Raw genomic sequence first — 23,613 nt, 5'->3', positions numbered from 1 at the left:
CCTCATAAATGGTATCCGGATAGGTATTCTGTAGCTGCAGGTAAAAACATTTTGCATTGGAAAGGCAGTACCCCGGAAGAAGCAAGGACAAATAAAAGGCAAAAATAATCATTTTTTTATTCATCTGTATGACACCTGATACGAAAAACTTCACCTGTCTGAGGGTTTGTCAGAAAGATCTGCTGAGGATCAGCGGCTGAAATATAATTCCTAAGATCGATCTTTTCATTCAGATCTTTAAATACAGCCAGGGTTTTCTCCCATTCGCCGTCTGTATGAAATTCATACAGTTTAGCCAGGCTGCTTGCAAAGCAGATCACTTGATCATCAAAGCAGGTAAACGCATTCACTGACAGACCGTCCGGCAATCTGCCTGACACGGTCAGTTTGTCATTTTCAATCTGAAAGAGGTAATTATCTCCGGATACAACCGTCATGGCGATCTCTTCTGTATCCACGCAGATATTTCCCCGGTTCACTGCATAGATCCTGCCCTCATCGCCATAGATGGATCCGTAAAAGTTTTCTCCGATCTCGGTCGTTTCCCCGTCTTTCCATTTGGTAATGTGCCGGTCCAGCAGGGAATCGCCGCAAAGATAAATCGTATGTTCGGATTCTACAGCAATGTTTTCATAAACCGTCGGCGCGTCACTGTTATCTGCCAAGGAAAGTTCCTCTTCAAACTGAAGGTCTTTCGTCAGAACCTGAACTCTGTTGTTACCCGAATCAATTACATAAATCTTGTCCTTAAAAGAGGCGATCCCGGTAGGACTGACAAATTCCAGCGGACCATTTCCCGTACCTCCCACACTTTGGATGAAATTCCCTTCATAGTCTGCCCGGATCAGACAATCCTTTCCCCGGTCTACTAAAATAATATCCTTCTCCCGGCACAAAATTCCTGCAGGCGTATCGATCTGTCCGCCACTTATTGTCCATAGTTCCTTTGAATACGCACCTGTGTCATCCGAGAGAAGCTCTGGATCATACTCTTTTTTACGTTCCCCGTTTTCCATATCCAATACGGGAAGAAGGTCATCCTTTGTCTCTTCTATTAACGCTTCGTATTCTTTTTTCAGTTTCTGCTCTGAACTGCAGCCCCCTGATAGCATAATCAATACCGCAAACAAAAGTATGTATAATCCTTTTTTCATACATTACCTGCTTTCTCTTTATCATCCGACAGTTCTTTTATATTATAAAAATAATATATCATTGTTTTAATAATATAGCAATATGTTAATGTAACGTGTGTCTGAAATCCTGGCAGATTCGATGATTTTTTAACTATGGTTGTGAACAGCCGTCATTCATGGTATAATTTCCTCAAATATGACTGCGGTATTCTGACACAGAGCAGCAGTCTGCGACGTACTGACCACAAAGGGCAGCACCTGCGTGAGAAGGCGGCCGGCTTCAGAAAGATCCAGACAAAAAGGTGACCTCCTTTTTGTTTTTGCGGACCTGGCGCTTTTTCTGCGCCAGGTCCTTTTCTTATTCCAGACAAGACAAAGATCGCGAGGCGCCCATGGAAGATTTAAGATCCCTGCTCTACCGGCTGAAAGAGCAGCACACTCTGACAAAAGAAGAATGGACTGCCCTCATTGCCGGGCGCACGCCCAAGCTTGCCCGGGAGCTTTTCTCCCTGGCCAGGCAGGAGCAGCAGCGCTGGTACAGCCATGACATTTATATCCGGGGGCTTATTGAATTTACCAACTACTGCCGGAACGACTGCCTCTACTGCGGCATCCGCAGAAGCAACAAAAACGCGGCGCGCTACCGGCTCTCCCAGGAAGAGATCCTCTCCTGCTGCCGCGCCGGATACGATCTTGGCTTTCGCACCTTCGTCCTGCAGGGCGGGGAGGACAGCTATTTCACCGATGAGCGGATGATAGACCTGATCCAGGCCATCAAATCCCGATATCCCGACTGCGCAGTTACCCTTTCCATCGGGGAACGGTCCCGGGAATCCTACCAGGCCTTTTTTGACGCCGGGGCGGATCGGTACCTTCTGCGCCACGAGACATTTAACGGGGAACATTACTCCAGGCTCCATCCCCCTTCCCTGTCCGCCGCCCGCCGGCAGCAATGCCTCTGGGATTTAAAGGACATCGGCTACCAGGTGGGGACCGGATTCATGGTAGGCTCCCCCTTCCAGACGCCGGAGCACCTGGCGGAGGATCTGCTCTTTATCGAGAAGCTGCAGCCCCATATGGTGGGCATCGGGCCATTCATCCCCCACCACGACACTCCTTTTGCGACAGAACCTGCGGGGACGCTGGAGCTTACCTTGTTCATGCTGGGACTGCTGCGACTACTGCTTCCCAAGGTGCTGCTGCCGGCAACTACCGCTCTTGGCACCATTTCCCCGGATGGGCGGGAACAGGGCGTGCTGGCCGGAGCCAACGTGGTCATGCCCAACCTGTCTCCCACATCGGTGCGGGCCAAGTACCTGCTCTACGACAACAAGATCGCCGTGGACGCGGAAGCCGCGGAAGGGCGGGAGCTTCTGGAACGGCAGATGACCGCCATCGGTTACCGCGTGGTAACAGCCCGGGGCGATTCCCGGATGACAGATATTTAGGGACGCATGTTCAGAAAAACCGGTTTTCTCTCTGGAAAGCCTAGTAATAGATCAAGAAATTTTTAAGGAGGAACCACCTATGTATGATGTAAATTCCAAACACGCCGATGATTTTATCAACCACCAGGAGATCCTGGAGACTCTGGCCTATGCGGACGCCAACAAGAACAACCGGGAACTGATCGAAGCGCTGATCGACAAAGCGGCTCTTCGCAAGGGCCTGTCCCACCGGGAAGCCTCCGTACTCCTGGTCTGTGAGGAGGAGGATTTAAACCAGAAGATCTATAAGCTGGCGGAGCAGATCAAAAAAGATTTCTACGGAAACCGGATCGTGCTGTTCGCGCCGCTGTACCTTTCCAACTACTGCATCAACGGCTGCACCTACTGTCCCTACCATATGAAAAATAAGCACATCGCCCGCAAGAAGCTGACCCAGGAGGAGATCCGCCAGGAAGTGATCGCCCTCCAGGATATGGGGCACAAGCGGCTGGCGCTGGAGGCCGGCGAGGATCCGGTGCACAACACCATGGAGTACTACCTGGATTCCATCAACACCATTTACAGTATCAAGCATAAAAACGGCGCCATCCGCCGGGTAAATATCAACATCGCCGCCACCACCGTGGACAACTACCGGCTGCTCAAGGAGGCGGGGATCGGAACCTACATCCTGTTCCAGGAGACCTACCACAAGGAAAGCTATCTGGAGCTTCATCCCACCGGGCCAAAGCACGACTATGACTACCACACCGAAGCCATGGACCGGGCCATGGAGGGCGGCATCGACGACGTAGGCATCGGCGTTCTTTTTGGCCTGGACAAATACCGCTATGAATTCGCCGGGCTTCTCATGCACGCCGAGCACCTGGAGGCCGCATTTGGCGTAGGCCCCCACACCATCAGCGTGCCGCGGCTCCGCAATGCCGACGACATCGACGCCAGCACCTTCACCAACGGCATCGACGACGATACCTTTGCCAAGCTGGTGGCCTGCATCCGTATTGCCGTGCCTTACACCGGCATGATCATTTCCACCAGAGAGAGCAAGACCGTCCGCGAGCGCGTCCTTCATCTTGGCATCTCCCAGATCAGCGGCGGCTCCCGCACCAGCGTAGGCGGTTACGTAGATCCTGAGCCGGAGGAAGAGAACTCCGCCCAGTTTGACGTCATCGATAACCGGACCCTGGACGAAGTGGTGCGCTGGCTCATGGAGATGGATTATATCCCCAGCTTCTGTACCGCCTGCTACCGGGCCGGACGGACCGGCGACCGGTTCATGTCCCTGTGCAAGAGCGGCCAGATCCAGAACTGCTGCCATCCCAACGCACTGATGACCCTGGAAGAATACCTGATGGATTACGCCTCCCCGGCCACCAAGGCCATCGGCGATAAACTGATCGATAAGGAAGTACTGAACGTGCCCAATGAGAAAGTGCGGGCGACCGTGCTGGAAAACCTGAAGCTGATCCGGGAAGATAACCGGCGGGATTTCCGGTTTTAATTAATTAATTGAGGACGTAGCAAAGTTTAATTTTGCTACGTCCTCAATTGACAACTGCCCTGTACCTTTTTGCGCGATGCCCTGTACCCAAATGAAAAATACCCCGTACCTTTTTGCACAGTGAAAGGAGTTTTTATGAGTCTCAATACCACACCTTCCGCAGAACGCACTCATATCGGTATCTTCGGCCGCCGAAATGCCGGGAAATCCAGCCTTATCAATGCTTTGACCGGGCAGAGTCTGGCGATTGTCTCGGATGTGAAAGGCACCACTACCGACCCGGTCTTAAAAGCAATGGAGCTGCTTCCCCTGGGTCCGGTGGTGATGATCGACACCCCAGGTATCGACGATGAAGGCAATCTGGGTTCTATGCGGGTTCAAAAAGCTTTTCAGATTTTAAACAAAACAGATCTCGCCCTCCTGGTGATCGATTCCCTGTCCGGCCCTTCGCATGAAGATGCCGTCACCCTCGCCCACATTCAGAAAAAAGAGATCCCTTTTCTTGTTGTATTAAATAAGTCTGATCAGATCAAAGATTTGGATCATGCCGTCCAAAAGGCCGCTGATTTCCTGCAGATTTCCAAAGAAAAGCTGATGACAGCCAGCGCTTCCAGCGGATATCATATCCAGGAATTAAAAGAGGCCATCGCCCTCCTGGCTCCAAAAGAAGACGATAGCCGCCACATCGTGGCGGATCTGGTAGAACCGCTTCAATTCGTCATCCTTGTGGTCCCTATCGATAAAGCAGCTCCCAAAGGCCGGCTGATCCTTCCTCAGCAACAGACTATCCGGGATCTCCTGGAAGCCGGCGCCGTTCCTATTGTAGTGCGGGAAAGTGAACTTGCGGAAACCCTGCCACGCCTGAATCAAAAACCAGCCCTTGTTATCACGGACAGCCAGGTTTTTGCAGAAGTAGCAGCCATCGTTCCCCGGGAGATCCCTCTGACCTCCTTCTCCATTCTGTTTGCAAGATATAAAGGCAGTCTGGACCTGCTGGCCGCCGGCGCCAAAGCCATCGATTCCCTGGAAGACAATGACACCGTTCTCATTGCCGAGGGCTGCACCCACCATCGCCAGTGCGAAGATATCGGCACCGTCAAACTGCCTCGTTGGCTCAGTGCCCACACTGGGAAAAATCTGAACTTCGAATTTACCAGCGGAACCGAATTTCCGCTTGAATTAGACAAATACAAACTGATCATCCACTGCGGCGGCTGTATGCTGAACGAACGGGAAATGAAATATCGCCTGAAATGCGCGGAAGATGCCCAGATTCCAATGACAAACTACGGTACCGCCATCGCTTATATGAAAGGAATCCTCCCACGAAGCCTGGAGATTTTCACTTAAATATTCAAAAAGGTACAGGGCATTTGTCATTTGGGTACAGGGCATCGTGCAAAAAGGTACAGGGTAGTTGTCATTTGAGGACGTAGTATTTTTAAAAAAGGTTACGTCCTAAATTAAATAAATCTTCAGAATTACTAAAGGGCTTTTTCAAATTTCCCCCTTATAATCGAATCATCAAATGATTTGAGAAGGGGGATTTTTTATGAAACAGTACATGAAGGAAAAAAGCAGCGCGGTCCTTGCAATCTACCCGTTTTCCGAGATTGGCTACGACCGCGCCTACAGTATTTCTTCCCTGACATTCTTATTTTTCTCCTTCTCCACAGCCGGATGGCTCTGGGAGGTGTTCCTCCATATCATCATCGACGGCAGGTTCATCAACCGGGGCGTCCTCTTTGGCCCCTGGCTCCCCATCTACGGCTGCGGCAGCCTTCTGATCCTTCTTGCGTTGAAACGCTGGCGGGATCAGCCGTTTTCCACCCTGGGGCTGACCATCCTGCTGTGCGGATGTCTGGAGTATTTTTCCGGCCTGTTCCTGGAAACCTTCTTCCACGCCAGATGGTGGGATTATTCGGACATGCTCCTTAACATCCAGGGCCGGGTGTGCCTGGAAGGGCTGGTCATCTTTGGCCTTGGCGGACTGTTCCTCATCTATCTTGCCGCCCCCAGGCTGGACGATCTCTTTCAGACCATTCCCATAAGGGTACGAAAAATCTGCTGCTGCATTCTGATTTTTTTCTTCCTGCTGGATCTGGCGCGCTCCCTCATCGCCCCAAATATGGGCTTTGGGATCACTTCGTAAAAAGTTGGGGACGTGGTATTTTCAAAAATACCACGTCCCAGATTGAAAAAACCCTGTCCCTTTTTGATTTTCTACACCCGGATCTGCCCCATCACTTCTCCGATGGGCGCCGCGATGGTCAGCTCCGCGCCCACTTCTCTTGCTGTGGCGCTCTTATTGATCACCACCAGATGTTTCCCCCGGAAATAATCGATAAACCCGGCTGCCGGGTACACCACCAGGGAGGTGCCGCCGATGATCAGGGTATCTGCCTGGCTGATGGCCTCAATGCTCTTGCGGATCAGCCCGGAGTCCAGGCTTTCTTCATACAGCACCACATCCGGCTTGATCACGCCGCCGCATTCGCACCGGGGAACTCCGGGAGCGTTCTTTACATAAGCCGCGTCGTAAAATTTCCCGCAGCGCTGGCAGTAATTGCGCAGGATACTGCCGTGGATCTCGTAGACTTCCTTACTGCCCGCCGCCTGATGAAGCCCGTCGATATTCTGAGTGATCACCGCCAGAAGCTTCCCGGCCTTCTCAAGCTGGGCCAGCTTCTCATGAGCCGCATTGGGCTTCGCGTCCAGGAACATCATCTTACTTTTATAGAATTCGTAGAAAGCCTCGGTATCCCGCACAAAGAAGCTGTGGCTTACGATCTCTTCCGGCGAGTACCGGTACTTCTGGTGATAGATCCCGTCCGCGCTCCGGAAATCCGGGATCCCGCTCTCCGTAGACACTCCCGCCCCGCCAAAGAACACGATCCTCTCGCTGTCGTCGATGATCTTCTGCAGTTTCGCCGCTTCTTCCTCATACATAAGGCATTCCTCCCATCACACACCCGGTCCGCCAAACAGACACGCCGCCTTCTCTAAGAGGCGCTTTTGCCCGTGTCTTTCTGGCTGTAGCCGGTGAAAAACTCTGTCAGCGCATCCAACGTCTTGACCAAAACGGGAAGTTCTTCCGCCTCCAGCTTCTCCAGGATGGCCCGGGTCATCTGCCGGTGGTAATCCTCGTGGTGGCGGTAGGCCCGCTCCCCTTTCTCCGTCAGGCTGACGAAGACTACCCGGCGGTCTTCCTCGCTTCTGCGGCGCACCGCATATTTCTTGTTCACCAGGCTGTTCACCGCCGTAGTCAGCGTTCCCACGGTGATATTCAGTTTTTTCGCGATGGAGGACATGTTCCTGCCCTCCCCCAGGCCGATGGCCTCGATGACATGCATGTCATTGTTGGTCAGGTCCTTGAATTCTTCCGTGATGATCGCCTTCTCTTCCAGTTCCCAGATCTCATTGATCAGATTGACCAGAACATCGTTGATCGCCTTGTACGCCTCATCCATAATCTGCCGTCCTTTTTATCTCCCGTTTGATCTTACAGTCTTATTATACGCTTTCCGGCAGGAGAGAATCAATCACTTCTTTCACCGTCTCCAGCCGCTCCGCCTTCCAGGCGTCCGCCCCGCAGAAGAGAAGGGCGTTCTCCACATCCCCCTTTGCCGCGCTGATCAGAGCGTCTGTGATACAGTAGGGAATGTTGGCCGGATCACATTTGTGCAGACATCCGTGGCAGGGAGTGTGGGGGATCCGCTCTCCTCTCATCACCCGTTCCATAAATGGATTCCGGATGGCTCTCCCCGGCATGCCCACCGGGCTTTTCACCAGGATCACATCCTCTTTGCCCGCCTTCAGATAGGCCTCCTTGTAGCGAAGATCCGCGTCGCACTCATAAGTGGTGACAAACCGGCTGGCCACCTGGATGGCGTCCGCCCCCAGGGCAAATGCACGGGCCGCCTCTTCCCTTCCGGAAATGCCGCCTGCAAGGGCCACCGGGATCTTTCTGCCGCCCTCGGTCTCATACTCCCGGACCGCAGCCAGGATCCGCGTCACCTCATCTGCGTATCCGCCCTCACAACCAGCCCCGCAGCCATCCCCGGCTTCCCCGTATCCATAAGCCGCAAGCTGGTCTCTGGTAAATCCCAGATGTCCCCCTGCCCGGGGCCCTTCGATCACCAGAAGGTCCGGGAGCCGGTCATATTTGCGCTTCCAGTACTTTAAGATGAGCCGCGCCGACTTCTCCGTGGAGACAATGGGGGCAAGCTTCACCTGCCGGTCTCCCACCATCCTGGGAAGATCTGTGGGCACCCCGGCGCCGGAGATGATAAGATCCGCCCCGGCGTCCGCAACCGCCTGCACATACTCCTCGTAATGGCGCATGGCCACCATGATATTGAACCCGATCACCCCGTCGGGGGCAATGCTCCGGGCCTTCTCATATTCCTTCCGGATAGCCCTTAAATTGGCCTCCTTTGGATTCCGGTCAAAATCCGGCTCCCGGTAACCAATCTGGGCGGCAGAGATGATCCCTATGCCGCCCTCCTTCGCAACCGCCCCGGCCAGACCGCCAAGGCTGATCCCGACGCCCATCCCTCCCTGGATGAGCGGGATCCTTGCCTCTGTCTCTCCCATTTTCAGTGGTTTGATCTCCATCCTTTTCTCTCCTACATGTTCCGGAACCGGTCATACCGCCGCGCCGCCAGTTCCTCTCCGGTAAAATGCGCCGACTCTTCCAGGAATCTCTCGATCTCCTGTTCCATGGGGCCGGTCACTTCCTTCAGGTTCTGAACGGTGTAGTGGGCCGGCTCGGGAAATACTTTCTCCACCATCCCCATCTCATACAGATCCTGGGCCGTAAGCCGCATCACTTCCGCAGCCTCCTTCGCCCTGGAACTGTCCTTCCAGAGAATGCTGGCAAACCCTTCCGGAGACAGGATAGAATAAATGGAATTCTCCAGCATCCACACCTGGTCCGCCGTAGCCATGGCAAGAGCGCCGCCGCTGCCTCCCTCTCCGATGATAATAGAGAGCACTGGAACGGTAAGGCCGGACATCTCGTAAATGTTCCTTGCGATGGCCTCTCCCTGCCCGCGCTCCTCTGCCTCCAGCCCGCAGAACGCCCCCGGCGTATCTACGAAACAGATCACCGGCCGGCCAAACTTCTCCGCCTGTTTCATCAGCCGCAGAGCCTTGCGGTAGCCGTCCGGGGAAGGCATTCCGAAGTTGCGCTCGATATTTTCCCTGGTGTTGGTCCCCTTGGCCTGGACGATCACCGTCACCGGCTTCCCGTGGAACCGGGCGATCCCTCCGATAATGGCCTTGTCATCAGCAAAGTACCGGTCGCCGTGAAATTCTGTGAAATCTGTAAAAAGCGCGCCAATGTAGTCGCTTCCCACCGGCCGGTCCTTCATCCGGGAGATCTCCACCCGGTCCCAGGCTCTGGCCACCTGGTTGTGGACCTGAACGCCCTCGCCGGAAAATGTACTGCTCTCAGAAGAAGTCTCGTTTCCAGAAGGTTCTGCCCCTCTCGTTTCCTGTCCTTCCTTCTCATGGAGCTTCAGGATCCGGGACAGGGTCTCCTTCAACTGAGGACGCTCCACAATGGCGTCGATAAAACCGTGCTCCAGCAGGAATTCTGACCGCTGGAAGCCCTTGGGCAGCTTCTGGCCGATGGTCTGCTCGATAACCCTTGGCCCGGCAAACCCGATCAGCGCCTTTGGCTCTGCCAGGATCACATCCCCCAGCATGGCGAAGCTCGCCGTCACTCCGCCGGTGGTGGGATCGGTGAGCACGCTGATATAGAGAAGCCCGGCGTCACTGTGGCGCTTCAGCGCCGCGGAAGTCTTGGCCATCTGCATAAGAGAGACGATCCCCTCCTGCATCCGGGCCCCGCCGGAGCAGGCAAACAGGATCAGCGGCAGACCTTCTTCTGTGGCCCGCTCGGCCGCTCTTGCCACCTTCTCGCCTACCACCTGACCCATGCTGGCCATCAGGAAACGTCCGTCGCAGACGCCGATGGCAACTTCCGTCCCGTCGATCCGGGCTTTGCCGGTGATCACCGCCTCGTCCAGGCCGTACTTCTTCTGAAGCCCTTCCAGCTTCTCCTCATACCCTTTGTAATGAAGGGGATTCCTGGTGGTCAGGCCTTTGTCCCACTCTTCGAAGGTGCCCTCGTCGGTCACCATCTCGATCCGGCGGTATGCGTGGACCCGGAAATATCCGCCGCACTTGGGACAGATATAATACCCCTTCTTCACATCCTCGGCGATGATGGCGCCGCCGCATTTATTACATTTTCGCAGAAGTCCTTCCGGCACTTCCGGCCTGGTCCCTCCCAGGGAGATATACGCCTTCCTTGCGGAAGAAAGCCTGGTTTTTTTAAACACATTATCTAACTTCATCTATGCGTCACCCTTGCATTTTCTCAATAAACTCAATATCAATGTCCCCGGAGATAAAATCCGGATGGTTTACAATCTCATACTGATAATCCACGTTGGTGTCGATGCCCTCGATGATCACCTCGCCCAGGGCGCTCTGCATCTTGCGGATCGCCTCCTTGCGGTTCCTGGCCCACACGATCAGTTTGGCCACCATGGAGTCATAGTAGGGCGGGATGGTATAACCGCTGTAAATAGCGGAATCGATCCGGATCCCCTTTCCGCCCGGCAGGTACATATCCTGAATGGTCCCCGGGGAAGGCCGGAAGCCCTTGGCCGGGTTCTCCGCGTTGATCCGGCACTCGATAGCGTGGCCGCTGAGATGTACCTGGTCCTGGGTATAGGAAAGCTTCTTGCCGGAAGCGATACGGATCTGTTCCTTCACCAGGTCAATGCCGGTCACCCACTCGGTGACCGGGTGCTCCACCTGAATCCGGGTATTCATTTCCATAAAATAGAAGTTCCCGTTCTTCTCCAGCAGGAACTCAATGGTCCCGGCGTTCTCGTATCCGGCTGCCCTGGCCGCCCGGACCGCCGCCTCTCCCATCCGCTGGCGCAGCTCATCGCTCAGGGCGATGGAGGGGGCCTCCTCGATCATCTTCTGGTGGTTCCTCTGGATGGAGCAGTCCCGCTCTCCCAGATGGATCACATTTCCATAAGAATCCGCCAGGATCTGGAACTCGATGTGCCTCGGGTGCTGGACAAAATGCTCGATATACATGGTATTGTCCCCGAAAGCCATCTGAGATTCCTTCTGGGCCGTCTGAAAACTGGCCTCGAATTCCTCCGGCGTCTGAGCCACCCGCATTCCCTTGCCGCCGCCGCCAAGGGCCGCCTTGATGATCACCGGATAGCCGATCTTCTCCGCGATCTTCGCTCCCGTTTCCACATCATAGATGGCCTCTTTGCTGCCCGGGATCACCGGGACGCCCGCCGCCATCATGGTATTTCTCGCCTCCTGCTTGTTTCCAAGCCGGGCGATCACCTGGGATTTGGGCCCGATAAAGGTAATGTTGCACTGCTCGCACAGCTCCGCAAATTTACTGTTCTCCGAGAGAAATCCAAATCCCGGATGGATGGCGTCCGCGCCGGTGATGATGGTGGCGCTGATGATCCGGTCCATGCTCAGATAACTCTCACTGGAGGGCGCCGGCCCGATACAGACCGCCTCGTCCGCCAGCTTGGTGTGAAGCGCCTCCCGGTCCGCCTCCGAGTAGACGGCCACCGTCTCGATGCCCATCTCCCGGCAGGCTCTTATGATCCGCACCGCGATCTCGCCCCGGTTGGCAATTAAAACTTTCTTGATCATATCTGTCACCTATCCCACCATAAAGGTCAGTTCCGCGCTGACCACGGTCTTGCCGTCCACGCTGGCGATTGCCTCGCCAACGCCAACCGGCCCTTTCTGCTTGATGATCCTGGTCTCCAGGCGCACCTTGTCGCCCGGCACGATCTTGCCTTTGAACTTACATTTATTGATCCCGCCAAAATAGGCGATCTTGCCCTTGTTTTCCTCTACGCTTAAGATGGCCACCGCGCCCACCTGGGCCAGCGCCTCCACCGTCAGCACGCCCGGCATTACCGGCTCCTGCGGGAAATGTCCTGCAAAGAATTCTTCCCGGTAGCTGACGCATTTGTATCCCACCGCGAACTGTCCCGGCTCGTAATCCTCGATGTAATCGATCAGCAGGAAGGGATGTCTGTGGGGAATGATCTCTTTGATCTGATTGATGTCTAAATGGTTCATCACACTACCTCCTCTAACAAATCCGGAAAAGGGGCTGGCCGTACTCTACCGGCTGGCCGTTTTCCACCAGGATCTCCGCGACGGTGCCGTCGTAGTCGCTCTCGATCTCGTTCATCAGCTTCATGGCTTCCACAATGGCCAGGGTCTGCCCTTTCTTCACGGCGCTCCCTACGGTTACAAAGGGCTCTGCGTCTTCTGCGGGAGCCGCGTAGAAGGTTCCCACCAGGGGAGATTCCACTACCTTGCCCGGCTTTGCGGCCTCTTCTGTCTCCTCTTTAAAAGGCGCAGGCGCTTCCGCCGCGGGCGCAGGCGCAGGTCCCGCCGGAAGAGGCGCTGCCGGCAGCGGCGCAGCAGGTGCGGCTACCACCTTTACTTCCCCGTCTCCCTTGCTCATCTGAAGCTTCAGCCCTTTTTCCTCATATTTGAATCCGGTCAGCTCTGAGGCGGACACGGTGTCGATCAGTTTTATCAGATTTTCAAATTCCATATCCTCTTCCTACCCTTCATATTTCTTCAAAAGCAGTGTAGCGTTGTGTCCGCCGAATCCCAGGGAATTGGTCAGCGCGCAGCGGACTTCCTTCTCCACCGGGGCGCCGATGGCGTAATTAAGATCGCACTCTTCGTCCGCCTCTTTAGTCCCCATGGTCTGATGGATGAACCCGTCCTGGATGGTCTTCACACAGGTGATAAACTCCACGCCGCCGGCCGCTCCCAGAAGATGGCCGATCATGGACTTGGTTGAGTTGATGACCACGTCCCCGGCTGCTTCGCCAAAAGCCGCCTTGATGGCCCGGGTCTCGAAAAGGTCGTTGTGATGGGTGCTGGTCCCGTGGGCGTTGATGTAATCCACTTCCGCCGGGGTGACTCCTCCTTCTTCCATTGCCAGAGTCATGGCCTTGGCCGCCCCGCTTCCGTCTTCCGCCGGAGAAGTGATGTGATAAGCGTCCCCGGTGGCTCCGTATCCGCACAGCTCCGCGTAGATCTTCGCTCCCCGGTTCTTCGCGTGTTCCAGCTCCTCCAGGATGACCACGCCGGCCCCCTCGCCCAGGACGAAGCCGTTCCGGTCCTTGTCAAATGGAATGGAAGCCCGCATGGGATCGGTACTGGTGGACAGCGCCGTCAGGCTGGTGAATCCCGCCACTCCGGTCGGGCAGATACAGCTCTCGGTCCCGCCTGCCAGCATAATGTCCGCGTCCCCGTACTGGATGGCCCGCAGGGCGTCTCCGATACAGTTGGTGCCGGTGGCGCAGGCTGTCACCACGCTGGTACATTTTCCCTTGAATCCCAGCTGGATGGAGATATTTCCCGCCGCCATGTTGGAGATCATCAGCGGCACCATCAGAGGATTGACTCTGGAAGGTCCTCTGGACAGGATCTTCTCGTACTCCCGCTCCACTTCCTGCAGGCTTCCGATGCCGGAACCGACGATCACGCCTGCACGGAAGGGATCTTCCTTGCTGATATCCAGCCCAGAATCCTCATAAGCCTCCAGCGCCGCGGCTACCGCGTACTGGGAAAATGGCTCCATCCGGCGGGCTGCCTTGAAGTCCATCCGCTCTTTTGCCACGAAATCTTTGACTTCCGCCGCAACCTTGACCTTGTAATCGGTGGTGTCAAATCTGGTGATCTCCCCGATCCCCACTTTTCCTGCCCGGATACCGGCCCAGAACTCTTCTACTGTATTTCCGATGGGCGTCACCGCCCCCAGTCCTGTCACTACGACCCTTCTTTTCATATCCTCGTCTCCTTCTTGTCCTACCCTAGATTTACATTACCATTCCGCCGTCTACATGAAGTACCTGGCCAGTGATATATCCTGCTTCGTCAGAGGCAAGAAATGCCGCTGCCGCCGCCACGTCCTCCGGCTTTCCAAAGGCTCCCAGCGGGATCCCCGCCGCCGCGCCTTCCTTCACCTTCTCAGACAGCACGCTGGTCATATCCGTCTCGATAAATCCGGGGGCAATGGCATTCACAGTGATCCCCCGGGAGGCCAGCTCTCTGGCCGCGGATTTAGTCAGTCCGATGACTCCTGCCTTGGAGGCCGCATAATTGGCCTGGCCTGCATTTCCTGTCACCCCTACAACAGAGGACAGATTGATGATCCTGCCGCTTTTCTGCCGCAGCATCTGACGGGAGGCAAACCGGATGGTGTGGAAGGCTCCCTTCAGATTGGTCTCGATCACCTGATCGAAATCTTCCTCCGACATCTTCATCAGAAGACCGTCCCGGGTGATCCCTGCGTTGTTCACCAGGATGTCGATCCGCCCAAACTCATCGATCACCTTCTGGATGAATGCCTGGCACTGGTCGAAATCCGCCACGTTGCACTGGCACACCGCCGCTTTCCCGCCGGCTCCTTCGATCTCCTGCTTTACTTCCTCTGCCTTTTCCTTTGAACCATTGTAATTGATAACTACCGTCGCTCCTTCTCCTGCCAGACGGATGGCGATGGCTCTGCCGATCCCTCTGGAGGCTCCGGTTACGACTGCGATCTTTCCTTCTAACATAATGCTCCTTTCACCTTCTCCACGTCTTCCCAGGTTCCTACATTATAGACGGTCACGTCCCGGCTGATCTTCTTTAAGAAGCCGGCCAGGGTTTTCCCGGGCCCGATCTCCACGAAGGTATCCACCCCGTCGGCGATCATGGCCTCCATGCTCTGCATCCAGCGCACCGGAGAGCTGACCTGCTCTGCCAGAAGTTCCCGGGTCTTCCCAATATCCTCCACCGTTCCGGCTGTCACGTTGGTGACATAGGGAACCGCAAGGGGATGAAGGGTTACTTTCTCCAGTTCTTCTGCCAGTTCCTCCCCGGCCGCCTTAAGCAAAGGAGAGTGGAATGGGCCGCTCACATTCAGCATGATGGTCCGCTTCGCCCCGGCTTCCCGGAGTTTTTCCGCCGCTTCCTCTACATTTTCTGTCCTGCCTGTGATCACGATCTGCCCCGGACAGTTGTAGTTGGCGATGGTCACATCCTCCATTCCCTCCAGGACCTCTTCGATCCTGGCCGCGTCAAGGGCCATCACCGCGCACATGGCTCCCACTCCTGCTGGAACCGTGTTCTGCATCAGGATCCCTCTTTTCCGCACCAGACGGATGGCGTCCATGGGATCCATCCCCCCGGCCGCCGCGATGGCAGCGTATTCTCCCAGGCTTAAGCCTGCGGTAATGTCCGGCGTGATCCCCTGCTCTTTTAAAACTGCCGTCATGGCAAGGCAGGTGGTGACCAGCGCCGCCTGTGTATATTCAGTAAGGTCAAGCTTCTCATTTTCCTCAAAGCACAGCGCCTTCATATCCAGCCCCAGCGCCTGGGAGGCCTGGTCATAGAGTTTTGCCGCCAGCGGGCTGTTCTCGTAGAAGTCCCTGCCCATTCCGGCTTTCTGCGCCCCCTGTCCCGGGTAGATAAAAGCAATCTTACTCATAGAATCCTTTTCCTCCTATCAGCTCATCGGTCTCCCGGACCAGCTTCCCGATCAGATCCTTGCAGGACATTCTCTCTTTGACCATGCCTGCGATCTGTCCCGCCATAACGCTTCCGTTCTTCACGTCTCCGTCTACCACGGCTCTTCTTAAGCCTCCCAGCGTCAGCTGCTCCAGTTCTTCAAAGCTTGCACCCTGATTTTCCAATTCCAGATATTTCCTGGTCATCTCATTGCGAAGGGCCCGCACCGGATGGCCGGTGGTCCTTCCCGTTACCCGGGAGTCAATATCCTTCGCCTTGATGATCCTGTCTTTGTAATTCTCATGTACCTGTGACTCATCCGTCACTACGAAATGGGTTCCCATCTGAACCCCGCTGGCGCCCAGCATGAACGCCGCCGCGATCCCTCTGCCGTCCGCAATGCCTCCGGCAGCGATCACCGGGATATTCACTGCGTCCACGATCTGGGGAACCAGTACCATGGTGGTATTCTCACCAATATGGCCTCCGGCCTCGCAGCCTTCCGCCACAACCGCGTCCGCGCCGCAGCGCTCCATCCTTCTTGCAAGGGCTACAGAAGCGACCACCGGGATCACCTTCACGCCGGCTGCCTTCCACATTTCCATATATTTCTCCGGATTCCCGGCTCCTGTGGTCACAACCTTCACGCCTTCCTCGGCCACTACCTTCGCCACCTGGTCCGCGTAAGGACTCATCAGCATGATGTTGACGCCAAAGGGCATATCCGTCAGCTTCCGGGCTTCCCGGATCTGCTCTCTCACCCACTCTGCCGGCGCGCTGGCCGCTCCGATAAGGCCCAGGCCGCCTGCGTTGGAAACGCCTGCCGCCAGGTGATACTCCGCCACCCAGGCCATTCCGCCCTGGATGATGGGATATTGGATTCCTAATAATCTGGTCACTTCTGTCTGCATATCTATAACCCCGCTTCTTCTTTTCTTATTTGTGCTCGTTGATATAGTTGATCACATCGCCTACTGTGGTGATCTGCTCCAGATCATCGGTAGGGATCTCGATGCCAAATTCGTCTTCCAGTCCCATCACCAGTTCGAAAAGGTCCAGGGAATCTGCTCCCAGGTCTTCCTTGAAGCTGGTCTTTTCTGTGATCGCCTCTGCGTCTGCCCCCAGTTTGTCTGCTACCAGTTCTTTGATCTGCTCTAACATTTCTTTCTCTCCTTTTGATCTTACTTCTTTTTTGATTATATATAAACCGGAAACCTTTTGGCTTCTCTGGTTTATCTCCAGTCAATGATGTTGGCGCCCCAGGTAAGCCCTGCGCCAAATCCCGCCAGCACCAGTCGCTGACCGCTTTTTAATGTCCCGGCCCGGTTCAGCTCATCCAGAAGGATGGGAATGCTGGCCGAGGAAGTGTTGCCGTATTCCTGCAGGTTCATGGGGAATTTCTCCACCGGCTCTCCCAGCCGCTTTGCCACGGATTCAATGATCCGCTTGTTGGCCTGATGGACAATGTAGTAATCAATATCCTTAGCCTCCAGATGATTGCGCTCCAGCACCTCCCGGATCACTTCCGGCACCCGCTTGACCGCGAACTTGAACACCGCCTGGCCATCCATCTGCATGAAATGGGCTTCATCCACCATGGCCTCCGGGTCCATCTCCCTGGTCAGGCCATTGGCCTCGCAGCGGCTCTGGCAGGTAAGGGCCTCTCCCCCGGCTCCGTCCGTGTGGGCCGCAGGCAGGTAGATCTTTCTCTCATCCCTTCGCACTACGGCGGCTCCCGCCCCGTCGCCAAAGAGGATACAGGTCCCCCGGTCCTTCCAGTTTGTAATGCAGGAAAGGCTTTCGCTTCCGATCACCAGGGCCGTCCGGTATATCCCGCTCTCCAGATAGGCCTCCGCCGTATTGTAGGCCAGCACGAATCCGGTGCAGGCAGCCCCTCCGATGTCAAAGCATATCGCGTTCACCGCTCCCAGCTCCTTCTGGACCAGACAGGCCGTCCCCGGCAGGACCACGTTGGAAGAAATGGTGGCCACCAGGATAAGATCAACCTCCTCCGGCGACACGCCCCCGTTCTCAAGGGCTCTCCGTCCGGCTTCACTCGCCATGGATACGGTAGTCTCATCCCGGATGATGTGGCGCTTCACCACGCCTGTGCGCTCCCGGATCCACTCGTCGCTGGTCTCCACCAGCCTGGCGATATCATTGTTGTCCATTGTATATTCCGGTATGTAAGACCCGGTTCCGCATATGATTCCAGCCATCTTGCCTCTCCTGACTTTTCTGCATATATTTTGGTCGTCAATTATTTTGACTCTCAAAGTATATATCGGATACCAGCCGCTGTCAAGAGATATTTTTGCCGAAAAATTTCCAAAAAGAAAAGAACGCCGAAGCGTTCTCTTCCTTCTTACTATGTAAAGCGTTACATATCCAGCCGCTCCAGAACCTTGAGGGCTTCCTCGGTGGCAGCCACGCCGCCCTTGCCGGTCTCCTTCAGGGTGAGATCCATCTTGTCTCCCACTTCCTTCATGGCGTCGATCACCTGGTCCACCGGGATCTTGCTGGTGATCCCGGCAAGAGCCATATCCGCCGCCGCCAGCGCGTTCACGGCGCCGCCTACATTTCTCTTCACACAGGGCACCTCCACCAGGCCGCCCACCGGATCACAGACCAGTCCCATCAGGTTCTTAAGCGCCATGGCGCAGGCATGGCCGATCTGCTGAGGGGTTCCCCCTCTCACATAGCAGATGGCTCCCGCAGCCATCCCGGAACCGGAGCCGATCTCCGCCTGGCAGCCGCCGGACGCTCCCGCCAGATACGCCCGGTTGGCGATGATCTGTCCGATCCCCGCCGCCACGTACATGGCCTCGATCATCGTTTCCTCCGGAACCTGATATTCTTTATAATAGGTAACCAATACCGCCGGAAGCACACCGCAGGCTCCCGCTGTGGGCGCTGCCACGATCCGCTTCATACAGGCATTGTTGCAGCCCATCTTCAGGGCGTTGGTCATCACCTTGGCCATAAAATCTCCGCACAGGGTATCGCCGGCCTTCTGATACTCCTCCATCAGGCCGCCCTCTTTTCCTACCAGGCCGCTTCTGGACACCAGATCAGGGTCATAATTATCCAGTCCGTCCAGCATAGCCTGCCACATTCCCTTCATTTCCTTCCAGGAATCTTCCAAAGCCACGTCTCTTTCCTCGGCGTCCTCCAGCTGTACGGCCTTCCAGAACGGGATCCCGTCCCGCTCACATCTGGCATACGCCTCTTCCATTGATTGATATGACATACGACTCTATATCCTCCACTTCTCTCGATTATCCGTTTACATTCAGGAAGGTCACCTTCAGGATCCCGTCCTTGCTCTCCAGCTCCTTGATCACAGCCTCCGATACCGGCTGGTCGATCTCCAGCACCATCACTGCCATGCCGCCCCGCTTGTCCCGGAACACCTGCATGGTGGCGATATTGATATTTTCCTTGCTAAGCGCCGTGGAAACCTCCGTGATCCGCCCCGGCTTGTCCTCATTGCGCACGATCAGCGTATTGCTCTCGCCGCTGAAATTCACGTCGATATCGTCCATCTTGCTGACCCGGATCCGGCCGCCGCCGATGGAAAACGCCTGGATCTTCATGGGCTTTACGCCTTCCTTCTCCATGATGATCTGCGCAGTATTGGGGTGGGCGTCCCGCATGTCTTTCGGCGAAATGGTGAATTCCATGCCCTCTTCCTTCGCGATCTGAAAGCTGTCCGGGATCCGCAGATCATCCGGCTTCATCCCCAGAAGCCCGGCGATCAGCGCTTTGTCAGTTCCATGTCCCTTCCCCGTATCCGCGAAAGAACCGTGCAGATAGACGGTCGCCTTGTCCGGTCTCCTGCCAAAAAGCTGTCTGGCGATCAGTCCGATGCGCACGGCCCCTGCCGTGTGGGAACTGGACGGGCCTACCATTACCGGCCCCAGAATGTCAAATATGTTTCCCATGTTTTTTTCCTCTCTTTTCTTATTTTTGACAGGTATCTAAACCCATTATAGCTGGATTTGACACACTTTACAACGAAAAGCGGAACAATTTAACGTCTTCTTGAGATGTTGTGTCTTTATTCCATTTTTGTTATACTGAATCTTACCCTGAAAATGCAACAGAAAGGATACCCTATGAATAAGAAAGAAGTATTAGAGATCCGCCGGCAGTTCTCCCCGGACAACTGCGCCATCACCCGCATCTGCGGCTGTTACGTGGATCATGAAAAAGAAAAGAAAATGGAGTTCAAGAAGGCCTTCCTGTCCCTTCCGGAAGAGGAAGCCTTCAAGTATTTCGACATTTTTCGACACACCCTGTCCGGAACCCTGGGCAAAAATCTGATCAATATGGAATTCCCCCTGGAGCAGGAAGTACCGGGCGGCACCCAGGAATTCCTCTTGAAGCTGCGGGACAGCCGGCTGGAAGACGATCTTCTGACCGAGGAATTCTATGATAAAGTAATTGAGAACTACGACTACGCCGAGAACTATTTCATCATCCTGATCCACGCCGTGTACGATGTGCCCGGCAAGGCTTCCGACGGCCTGGAGATGTTCGACGCCTCTGATACCGTCTACGAGCACATCCTGTGCAGCATCTGCCCGGTCAACTTAAGCAAGGCCGGCTTAAGCTACAACGCCCAGACCAACAGTATTGAAGACCGGATCCGGGACTGGCTGGTGGACGATCCCGTCAAGGGATTCCTCTTCCCCGCCTTCCAGGACCGCGCCTCCAACATCCATCAGGTGCTGTATTATTCCAAGAAACCGGAAGAGCTGCAGCCAGGCTTTATCACCAACGTGCTGGGAAGCGCCGTCCCCCTGACCGCCAAAGACCAGAAGACCACCTTCCAGTCTGTGATCAGCGAAACCCTGGGGGAGGACTGCGACTATGAAGTAGTCCGCAATATCCACGAGAACCTTAACGAAATGCTGGAGGAAGCCAAGGAAACCCCGGAACCTCTGGAATTATCCCGCCCGGATGTCCGGCGGCTTCTGGAGCGAAGCGGCGCGCCGGAAGAGAAGCTTCTCTCCTTCGACCGGGAATTTGAAGAGACCGTGGGGGAGAAGAATACCCTTCTGGCCTCCAACATCGCCAGCGTGCACAGCTTCCAGGTGGAGACCCCGGACGTGATCGTGAAAGTCAACCCGGAGCGCTCCGACCTGGTGGAGATCCGTGAGATCGACGGCCGCCGCTGCCTGGTGATCGCCGTGGACGACCATCTGGAAGTCAACGGTATTGAAGTACGAAAATAAAAGGTCTGAAAAAAATTGGAAAAAAATTTGCAAAAACCTGAAAAAAGTATTTGCCAAACGCCTTCTTTTGTGATAATATATTCCTTGCGAGCGGAGATGGCGGAATGGCAGACGCGCTAGATTCAGGTTCTAGTGGGAGCAATCCTGTGAGGGTTCAAGTCCCTTTCTCCGCATGACTAGTAAAGACCGGGAACCTTGATTTTCAAGGCTTCCGGTCTTTTTGTTGCGGATCCTATAATAAACTTATCCAATTTATCTTCAACTCTTCACCGTCAATAGCAGCCCAAATACTACTCTCTTCACCTTCTGACCATGAATACGAATTTCTCTCTTGATCAAATGCAGATTCTTCTACATATCGTTCTCTTAACTCTTCTAATACATTATTTATGGAAGTTTCATCTACTTCCTTTGTCGTCCAAAGAAGTGAGTTGACTATTCCATTAGATGTAAAATAGAAAATCTCGCCTTTAACATCTCCTATTGTCATCTCATCTTGATAATATCCCAGCGTTGCTAAAGAATCATCTACAGTATCTGGTAATTTATCTGGCATTTGATCCAAATAAATCTCAACCGATATTCCATCTGTTACCAAATCCCCATTGCTATCATATATTGGCACAGTACTTTTAGCCGGCATCACCGCTCCCGATGTAGTATATGCATTAAGAAACACCCCCATGAGCATTTTACGCAGAGATGAAGTCTATGCCTTAAAATCTTAATACTTTTTTGCCCCTTCTTATTATACGTATTGTCATAATACGTATAATAAGCTATAATAATATTCGATGATGGATGGGTCTTCAAAACACAAACGGGTTCTCACCGGCATTACATACACCCCTCCAAACCCGGAAAGGTCACGATTCCTTTTCATTCAAAAGACCTTCCAAAAGGTACTGAAAATTCCATTCTAAAACAGGCGGGGCTTAAATAGCTCCACCAACAATAGGAGGTAATTATATGTTGTCTGTATATCCTGCGTGTTTTTTCAAAGAAAGCAACGGCTACTCTGTGATCTTCCCGGATCTCAATTATTTATCGACCTGCGGAGATACCTTGGATGAAGCGTTGAAAATGGCTGTCGACTGCCTTGCCGGTTATCTTTATACCTGCAAGCGCGAAGGTGAAGAAGTTCCGGCTCCATCTCCTGTATCTGCAGTAGACGCCGGAGAAGTTGCAAAAGAACTTGAATTTTCACCTGGCGAAAATCCAGATGATTCCTTTGTGAATATGATCACTGTTGATGTAGATGAATATGCGAAAAATCATTTTGAGAAATCTGTGAAAAAGACCCTCTCTATTCCTTCATGGCTGAACGATATTGCTCTGAAAAACGGAGTGAATTTTTCGCAGATTCTTCAAGAAGCGCTTATGGCAAAATTAAACCTCAAATAGCAAAATACAAACCGCTCTGGTACGCTAGCGCCAGAGCGGTCATGATATTAAGTTCATTATTCTCCTGGGTTATTCTTTTTATGTTAGTTTTTCAAAACAGCCCCTCCTGTATGATCAACTGCTCCTTGTCCGACATCTGTCATTAACAGACACCGTCTGGCATTTGTTAGCTCCTTCGCCAACTCCCGGATTCCCTGGATCAAAGGATTATTAAGTCGCCATAAAATCCCTGTTGCCTGTCATCCATTCAACACAATTCCCTCCTTCTTTACATATAAAATATTCCATCTGAAAATCAAATGCCAGATCATAAATTCGATTCTCTACCTGTTCAATCTGCTGATCCGTAAGGCGTGTCAGGATCATAATATCTATATCTGAATTTTCCCGATAATTACCACGGGCATACGAACCATATAAAATCACCTGTACCAGATTTTCTCCAAGAATCTCCTTTACCTGTCGCGCAAATTCCTTGATATTCTCAATCGTGTTCTTCATGGTAACACCCCTTAGTCATTCTTCATTCAATCAGTCCTTCAGGCAGCCAATCGGAACTACATAGACTCCATCCTGCCTCCTGTATGCGTAGTCTCCAACCCCAATTAGAACCATTAAAAACGAGGGGGCTTTCATTTTAGATATGTCAATTTTGTCCTTTAAGGTCTTAAGATTGTCTGCCCCTTCCTCTATCAGCTTATCTCCGCCAAGCTTCACTTCAATTAATCCATAAGATCCGTTTCTCAAATGAATCACCGCATCACATTCCAGTCCCGTTTTATCCCGAAAGTGATATACTTTCCCATTCAGTGCATCCGCAAATACCCTTAAATCTCGAATACACATTGTTTCAAAGAACAAGCCAAATGTATTCAGATCCCCGATCAGATCCTGGGGACCTAATCCCAGAGCGGCAACTGCAATGGAAGGATCCACAAAATATCGGGTGTTCGAAGTCCGTATTGCTGTTTTAGATCGAAGATTTGGATTCCATGCCTCCATTTCCTCAATTACAAATATTTTTTGCAATGCGTTGATATAGGAATATACCGTGTCTGTGTCAAGAGATTCCGCATCATTTGCCATAATATCGTCCTTAAGTAAAATATTTGTCGCCTGTGAGCCCTGGTTTCTGGCATAAGAACGCATGAGGCGCTTTACCCGCTCCGGATTTCTTGTTATTCCATCAGCTCTGGAGATATCAGATTTTACAACCGCATCATAATATTCAAAGGCCTGCTCAAGAGCAACCTCTCCTTTAAGGTCGGTTGCTCTGGGCCAGCCACCGCGGC

Annotated in this window: 26 protein-coding genes and 1 tRNA gene; 8 read left to right on the top strand and 19 right to left on the bottom strand. The window is 53.7% G+C overall.

Annotation, left to right across the window (positions count from 1 at the left end):
• Positions 1-116 precede the first annotated feature (116 nt).
• Positions 117-1,154 (bottom strand): 6-bladed beta-propeller, encoded by a 1,038-nt coding sequence (locus ACML7B_RS07300; protein ID WP_106789120.1) that lies wholly within the window; start codon positions 1,152-1,154, stop codon positions 117-119.
• A 374-nt stretch (positions 1,155-1,528) separates the two neighbouring features.
• Between ACML7B_RS07300 and hydE the strand changes: the two genes are divergently transcribed.
• The 4 genes from hydE (at position 1,529) to ACML7B_RS07280 (ending at position 6,237) form a co-directional block, all read left to right on the top strand.
• On the top strand, positions 1,529-2,584 hold the full coding sequence (gene hydE / locus ACML7B_RS07295; protein WP_418540258.1) for a [FeFe] hydrogenase H-cluster radical SAM maturase HydE: 1,056 nt from the start codon (positions 1,529-1,531) through the stop codon (positions 2,582-2,584).
• 79 nt (positions 2,585-2,663) lie between these two features.
• Entirely contained in the window at positions 2,664-4,085 is a 1,422-nt protein-coding gene (hydG, locus tag ACML7B_RS07290; protein WP_346707189.1) for a [FeFe] hydrogenase H-cluster radical SAM maturase HydG, read from the top strand.
• Positions 4,086-4,220: 135 nt separating this feature from the next.
• The gene (gene hydF, locus ACML7B_RS07285; protein WP_418540254.1) at positions 4,221-5,435 is read left to right on the top strand and encodes a [FeFe] hydrogenase H-cluster maturation GTPase HydF; all 1,215 of its coding nucleotides are present in this window, start codon (positions 4,221-4,223) and stop codon (positions 5,433-5,435) included.
• 202 nt (positions 5,436-5,637) lie between these two features.
• The gene (locus tag ACML7B_RS07280; RefSeq protein WP_346707191.1) at positions 5,638-6,237 is read left to right on the top strand and encodes a putative ABC transporter permease; all 600 of its coding nucleotides are present in this window, start codon (positions 5,638-5,640) and stop codon (positions 6,235-6,237) included.
• Positions 6,238-6,308: 71 nt separating this feature from the next.
• On the opposite strand, the gene ACML7B_RS07275 is transcribed toward ACML7B_RS07280, so the two are convergent.
• The 15 genes from ACML7B_RS07275 to sdaAB all read right to left on the bottom strand — a co-directional run bounded on the left by ACML7B_RS07275 (position 6,309) and on the right by sdaAB (position 19,621).
• Positions 6,309-7,034, bottom strand: coding sequence for an NAD-dependent protein deacylase (locus ACML7B_RS07275; RefSeq protein WP_106789125.1), 726 nt, complete (start codon positions 7,032-7,034; stop codon positions 6,309-6,311).
• Positions 7,035-7,087: 53 nt separating this feature from the next.
• Entirely contained in the window at positions 7,088-7,555 is a 468-nt protein-coding gene (locus tag ACML7B_RS07270) for a MarR family winged helix-turn-helix transcriptional regulator (RefSeq protein ID WP_418540250.1), read from the bottom strand.
• A 43-nt stretch (positions 7,556-7,598) separates the two neighbouring features.
• Positions 7,599-8,702: an NAD(P)H-dependent flavin oxidoreductase gene (locus ACML7B_RS07265; protein ID WP_418540248.1), complete on the bottom strand. Its 1,104-nt coding sequence runs from the start codon at positions 8,700-8,702 to the stop codon at positions 7,599-7,601.
• 11 nt (positions 8,703-8,713) lie between these two features.
• Complete coding sequence (locus tag ACML7B_RS07260) at positions 8,714-10,450, bottom strand: acetyl-CoA carboxylase carboxyltransferase subunit alpha (RefSeq protein ID WP_418540246.1); 1,737 nt, start codon at positions 10,448-10,450, stop codon at positions 8,714-8,716.
• 7 nt (positions 10,451-10,457) lie between these two features.
• Entirely contained in the window at positions 10,458-11,798 is a 1,341-nt protein-coding gene (locus ACML7B_RS07255; protein WP_418540244.1) for an acetyl-CoA carboxylase biotin carboxylase subunit, read from the bottom strand.
• Between the two features lie 9 nt (positions 11,799-11,807).
• Positions 11,808-12,236 carry a 3-hydroxyacyl-ACP dehydratase FabZ gene (gene fabZ, locus ACML7B_RS07250; RefSeq protein WP_418540242.1) on the bottom strand — a complete coding sequence of 143 codons (429 nt, stop codon included), beginning with the start codon at positions 12,234-12,236 and terminating at the stop codon, positions 11,808-11,810.
• Between the two features lie 13 nt (positions 12,237-12,249).
• A complete protein-coding gene (gene accB, locus ACML7B_RS07245; protein ID WP_418540239.1) occupies positions 12,250-12,723 on the bottom strand; it encodes an acetyl-CoA carboxylase biotin carboxyl carrier protein in 474 nt (157 codons plus the stop codon).
• A 9-nt stretch (positions 12,724-12,732) separates the two neighbouring features.
• Complete coding sequence (fabF, locus tag ACML7B_RS07240; protein ID WP_106789132.1) at positions 12,733-13,971, bottom strand: beta-ketoacyl-ACP synthase II; 1,239 nt, start codon at positions 13,969-13,971, stop codon at positions 12,733-12,735.
• Positions 13,972-14,002: 31 nt separating this feature from the next.
• Complete coding sequence (gene fabG / locus ACML7B_RS07235) at positions 14,003-14,743, bottom strand: 3-oxoacyl-[acyl-carrier-protein] reductase (protein ID WP_418540237.1); 741 nt, start codon at positions 14,741-14,743, stop codon at positions 14,003-14,005.
• On the bottom strand, positions 14,737-15,657 hold the full coding sequence (fabD, locus tag ACML7B_RS07230; RefSeq protein ID WP_418540235.1) for an ACP S-malonyltransferase: 921 nt from the start codon (positions 15,655-15,657) through the stop codon (positions 14,737-14,739). The genes fabG and fabD overlap by 7 nt, the downstream gene beginning before the upstream one ends.
• The gene (gene fabK, locus ACML7B_RS07225; RefSeq protein WP_418540233.1) at positions 15,650-16,588 is read right to left on the bottom strand and encodes an enoyl-[acyl-carrier-protein] reductase FabK; all 939 of its coding nucleotides are present in this window, start codon (positions 16,586-16,588) and stop codon (positions 15,650-15,652) included. The genes fabD and fabK overlap by 8 nt, the downstream gene beginning before the upstream one ends.
• Before the next feature lie 25 nt (positions 16,589-16,613).
• A complete protein-coding gene (acpP, locus tag ACML7B_RS07220; RefSeq protein WP_106789136.1) occupies positions 16,614-16,838 on the bottom strand; it encodes an acyl carrier protein in 225 nt (74 codons plus the stop codon).
• 71 nt (positions 16,839-16,909) lie between these two features.
• Positions 16,910-17,896, bottom strand: coding sequence for a beta-ketoacyl-ACP synthase III (locus tag ACML7B_RS07215; RefSeq protein ID WP_418540231.1), 987 nt, complete (start codon positions 17,894-17,896; stop codon positions 16,910-16,912).
• Between the two features lie 161 nt (positions 17,897-18,057).
• Positions 18,058-18,927, bottom strand: coding sequence for an L-serine ammonia-lyase, iron-sulfur-dependent, subunit alpha (gene sdaAA / locus ACML7B_RS07210; RefSeq protein WP_418540228.1), 870 nt, complete (start codon positions 18,925-18,927; stop codon positions 18,058-18,060).
• Between the two features lie 28 nt (positions 18,928-18,955).
• Complete coding sequence (sdaAB, locus tag ACML7B_RS07205; protein ID WP_346707202.1) at positions 18,956-19,621, bottom strand: L-serine ammonia-lyase, iron-sulfur-dependent subunit beta; 666 nt, start codon at positions 19,619-19,621, stop codon at positions 18,956-18,958.
• 174 nt (positions 19,622-19,795) lie between these two features.
• On the opposite strand from sdaAB, the gene ACML7B_RS07200 reads away from it, so the two are divergent.
• Entirely contained in the window at positions 19,796-20,917 is a 1,122-nt protein-coding gene (locus ACML7B_RS07200; protein WP_418540225.1) for a DUF4317 domain-containing protein, read from the top strand.
• Positions 20,918-21,007: 90 nt separating this feature from the next.
• Positions 21,008-21,090 (top strand) — tRNA-Leu (locus ACML7B_RS07195).
• A 59-nt stretch (positions 21,091-21,149) separates the two neighbouring features.
• Here ACML7B_RS07195 and ACML7B_RS07190 read toward each other — a convergent pair.
• The gene (locus ACML7B_RS07190; protein WP_418540223.1) at positions 21,150-21,560 is read right to left on the bottom strand and encodes a hypothetical protein; all 411 of its coding nucleotides are present in this window, start codon (positions 21,558-21,560) and stop codon (positions 21,150-21,152) included.
• A gap of 138 nt (positions 21,561-21,698) precedes the next feature.
• Here ACML7B_RS07190 and ACML7B_RS07185 point away from each other — a divergent pair, with 138 nt between their 5' ends.
• Positions 21,699-21,860, top strand: coding sequence for a type II toxin-antitoxin system HicA family toxin (locus tag ACML7B_RS07185; protein WP_418540307.1), 162 nt, complete (start codon positions 21,699-21,701; stop codon positions 21,858-21,860).
• A 26-nt stretch (positions 21,861-21,886) separates the two neighbouring features.
• The gene (locus ACML7B_RS07180; RefSeq protein WP_418540221.1) at positions 21,887-22,321 is read left to right on the top strand and encodes a type II toxin-antitoxin system HicB family antitoxin; all 435 of its coding nucleotides are present in this window, start codon (positions 21,887-21,889) and stop codon (positions 22,319-22,321) included.
• 210 nt (positions 22,322-22,531) lie between these two features.
• Here the strand turns inward: ACML7B_RS07180 and ACML7B_RS07175 are convergent, their stop codons facing one another.
• Positions 22,532-22,822 (bottom strand): nucleotidyltransferase domain-containing protein, encoded by a 291-nt coding sequence (locus ACML7B_RS07175; protein WP_418540220.1) that lies wholly within the window; start codon positions 22,820-22,822, stop codon positions 22,532-22,534.
• A 30-nt stretch (positions 22,823-22,852) separates the two neighbouring features.
• Positions 22,853-23,613: ATP-binding protein (locus tag ACML7B_RS07170; RefSeq protein ID WP_418540217.1), on the bottom strand; the 761-nt coding region annotated here is incomplete at its 5' end.

It is taken from the genome of Massilistercora timonensis (assembly GCF_048354975.1).
Lineage (GTDB): Bacteria > Bacillota > Clostridia > Lachnospirales > Lachnospiraceae > Massilistercora > Massilistercora timonensis.
The sequence above is the reverse complement of the archived record's forward strand: the minus strand, read 5'-3'. Positions and strand labels throughout refer to the sequence as shown.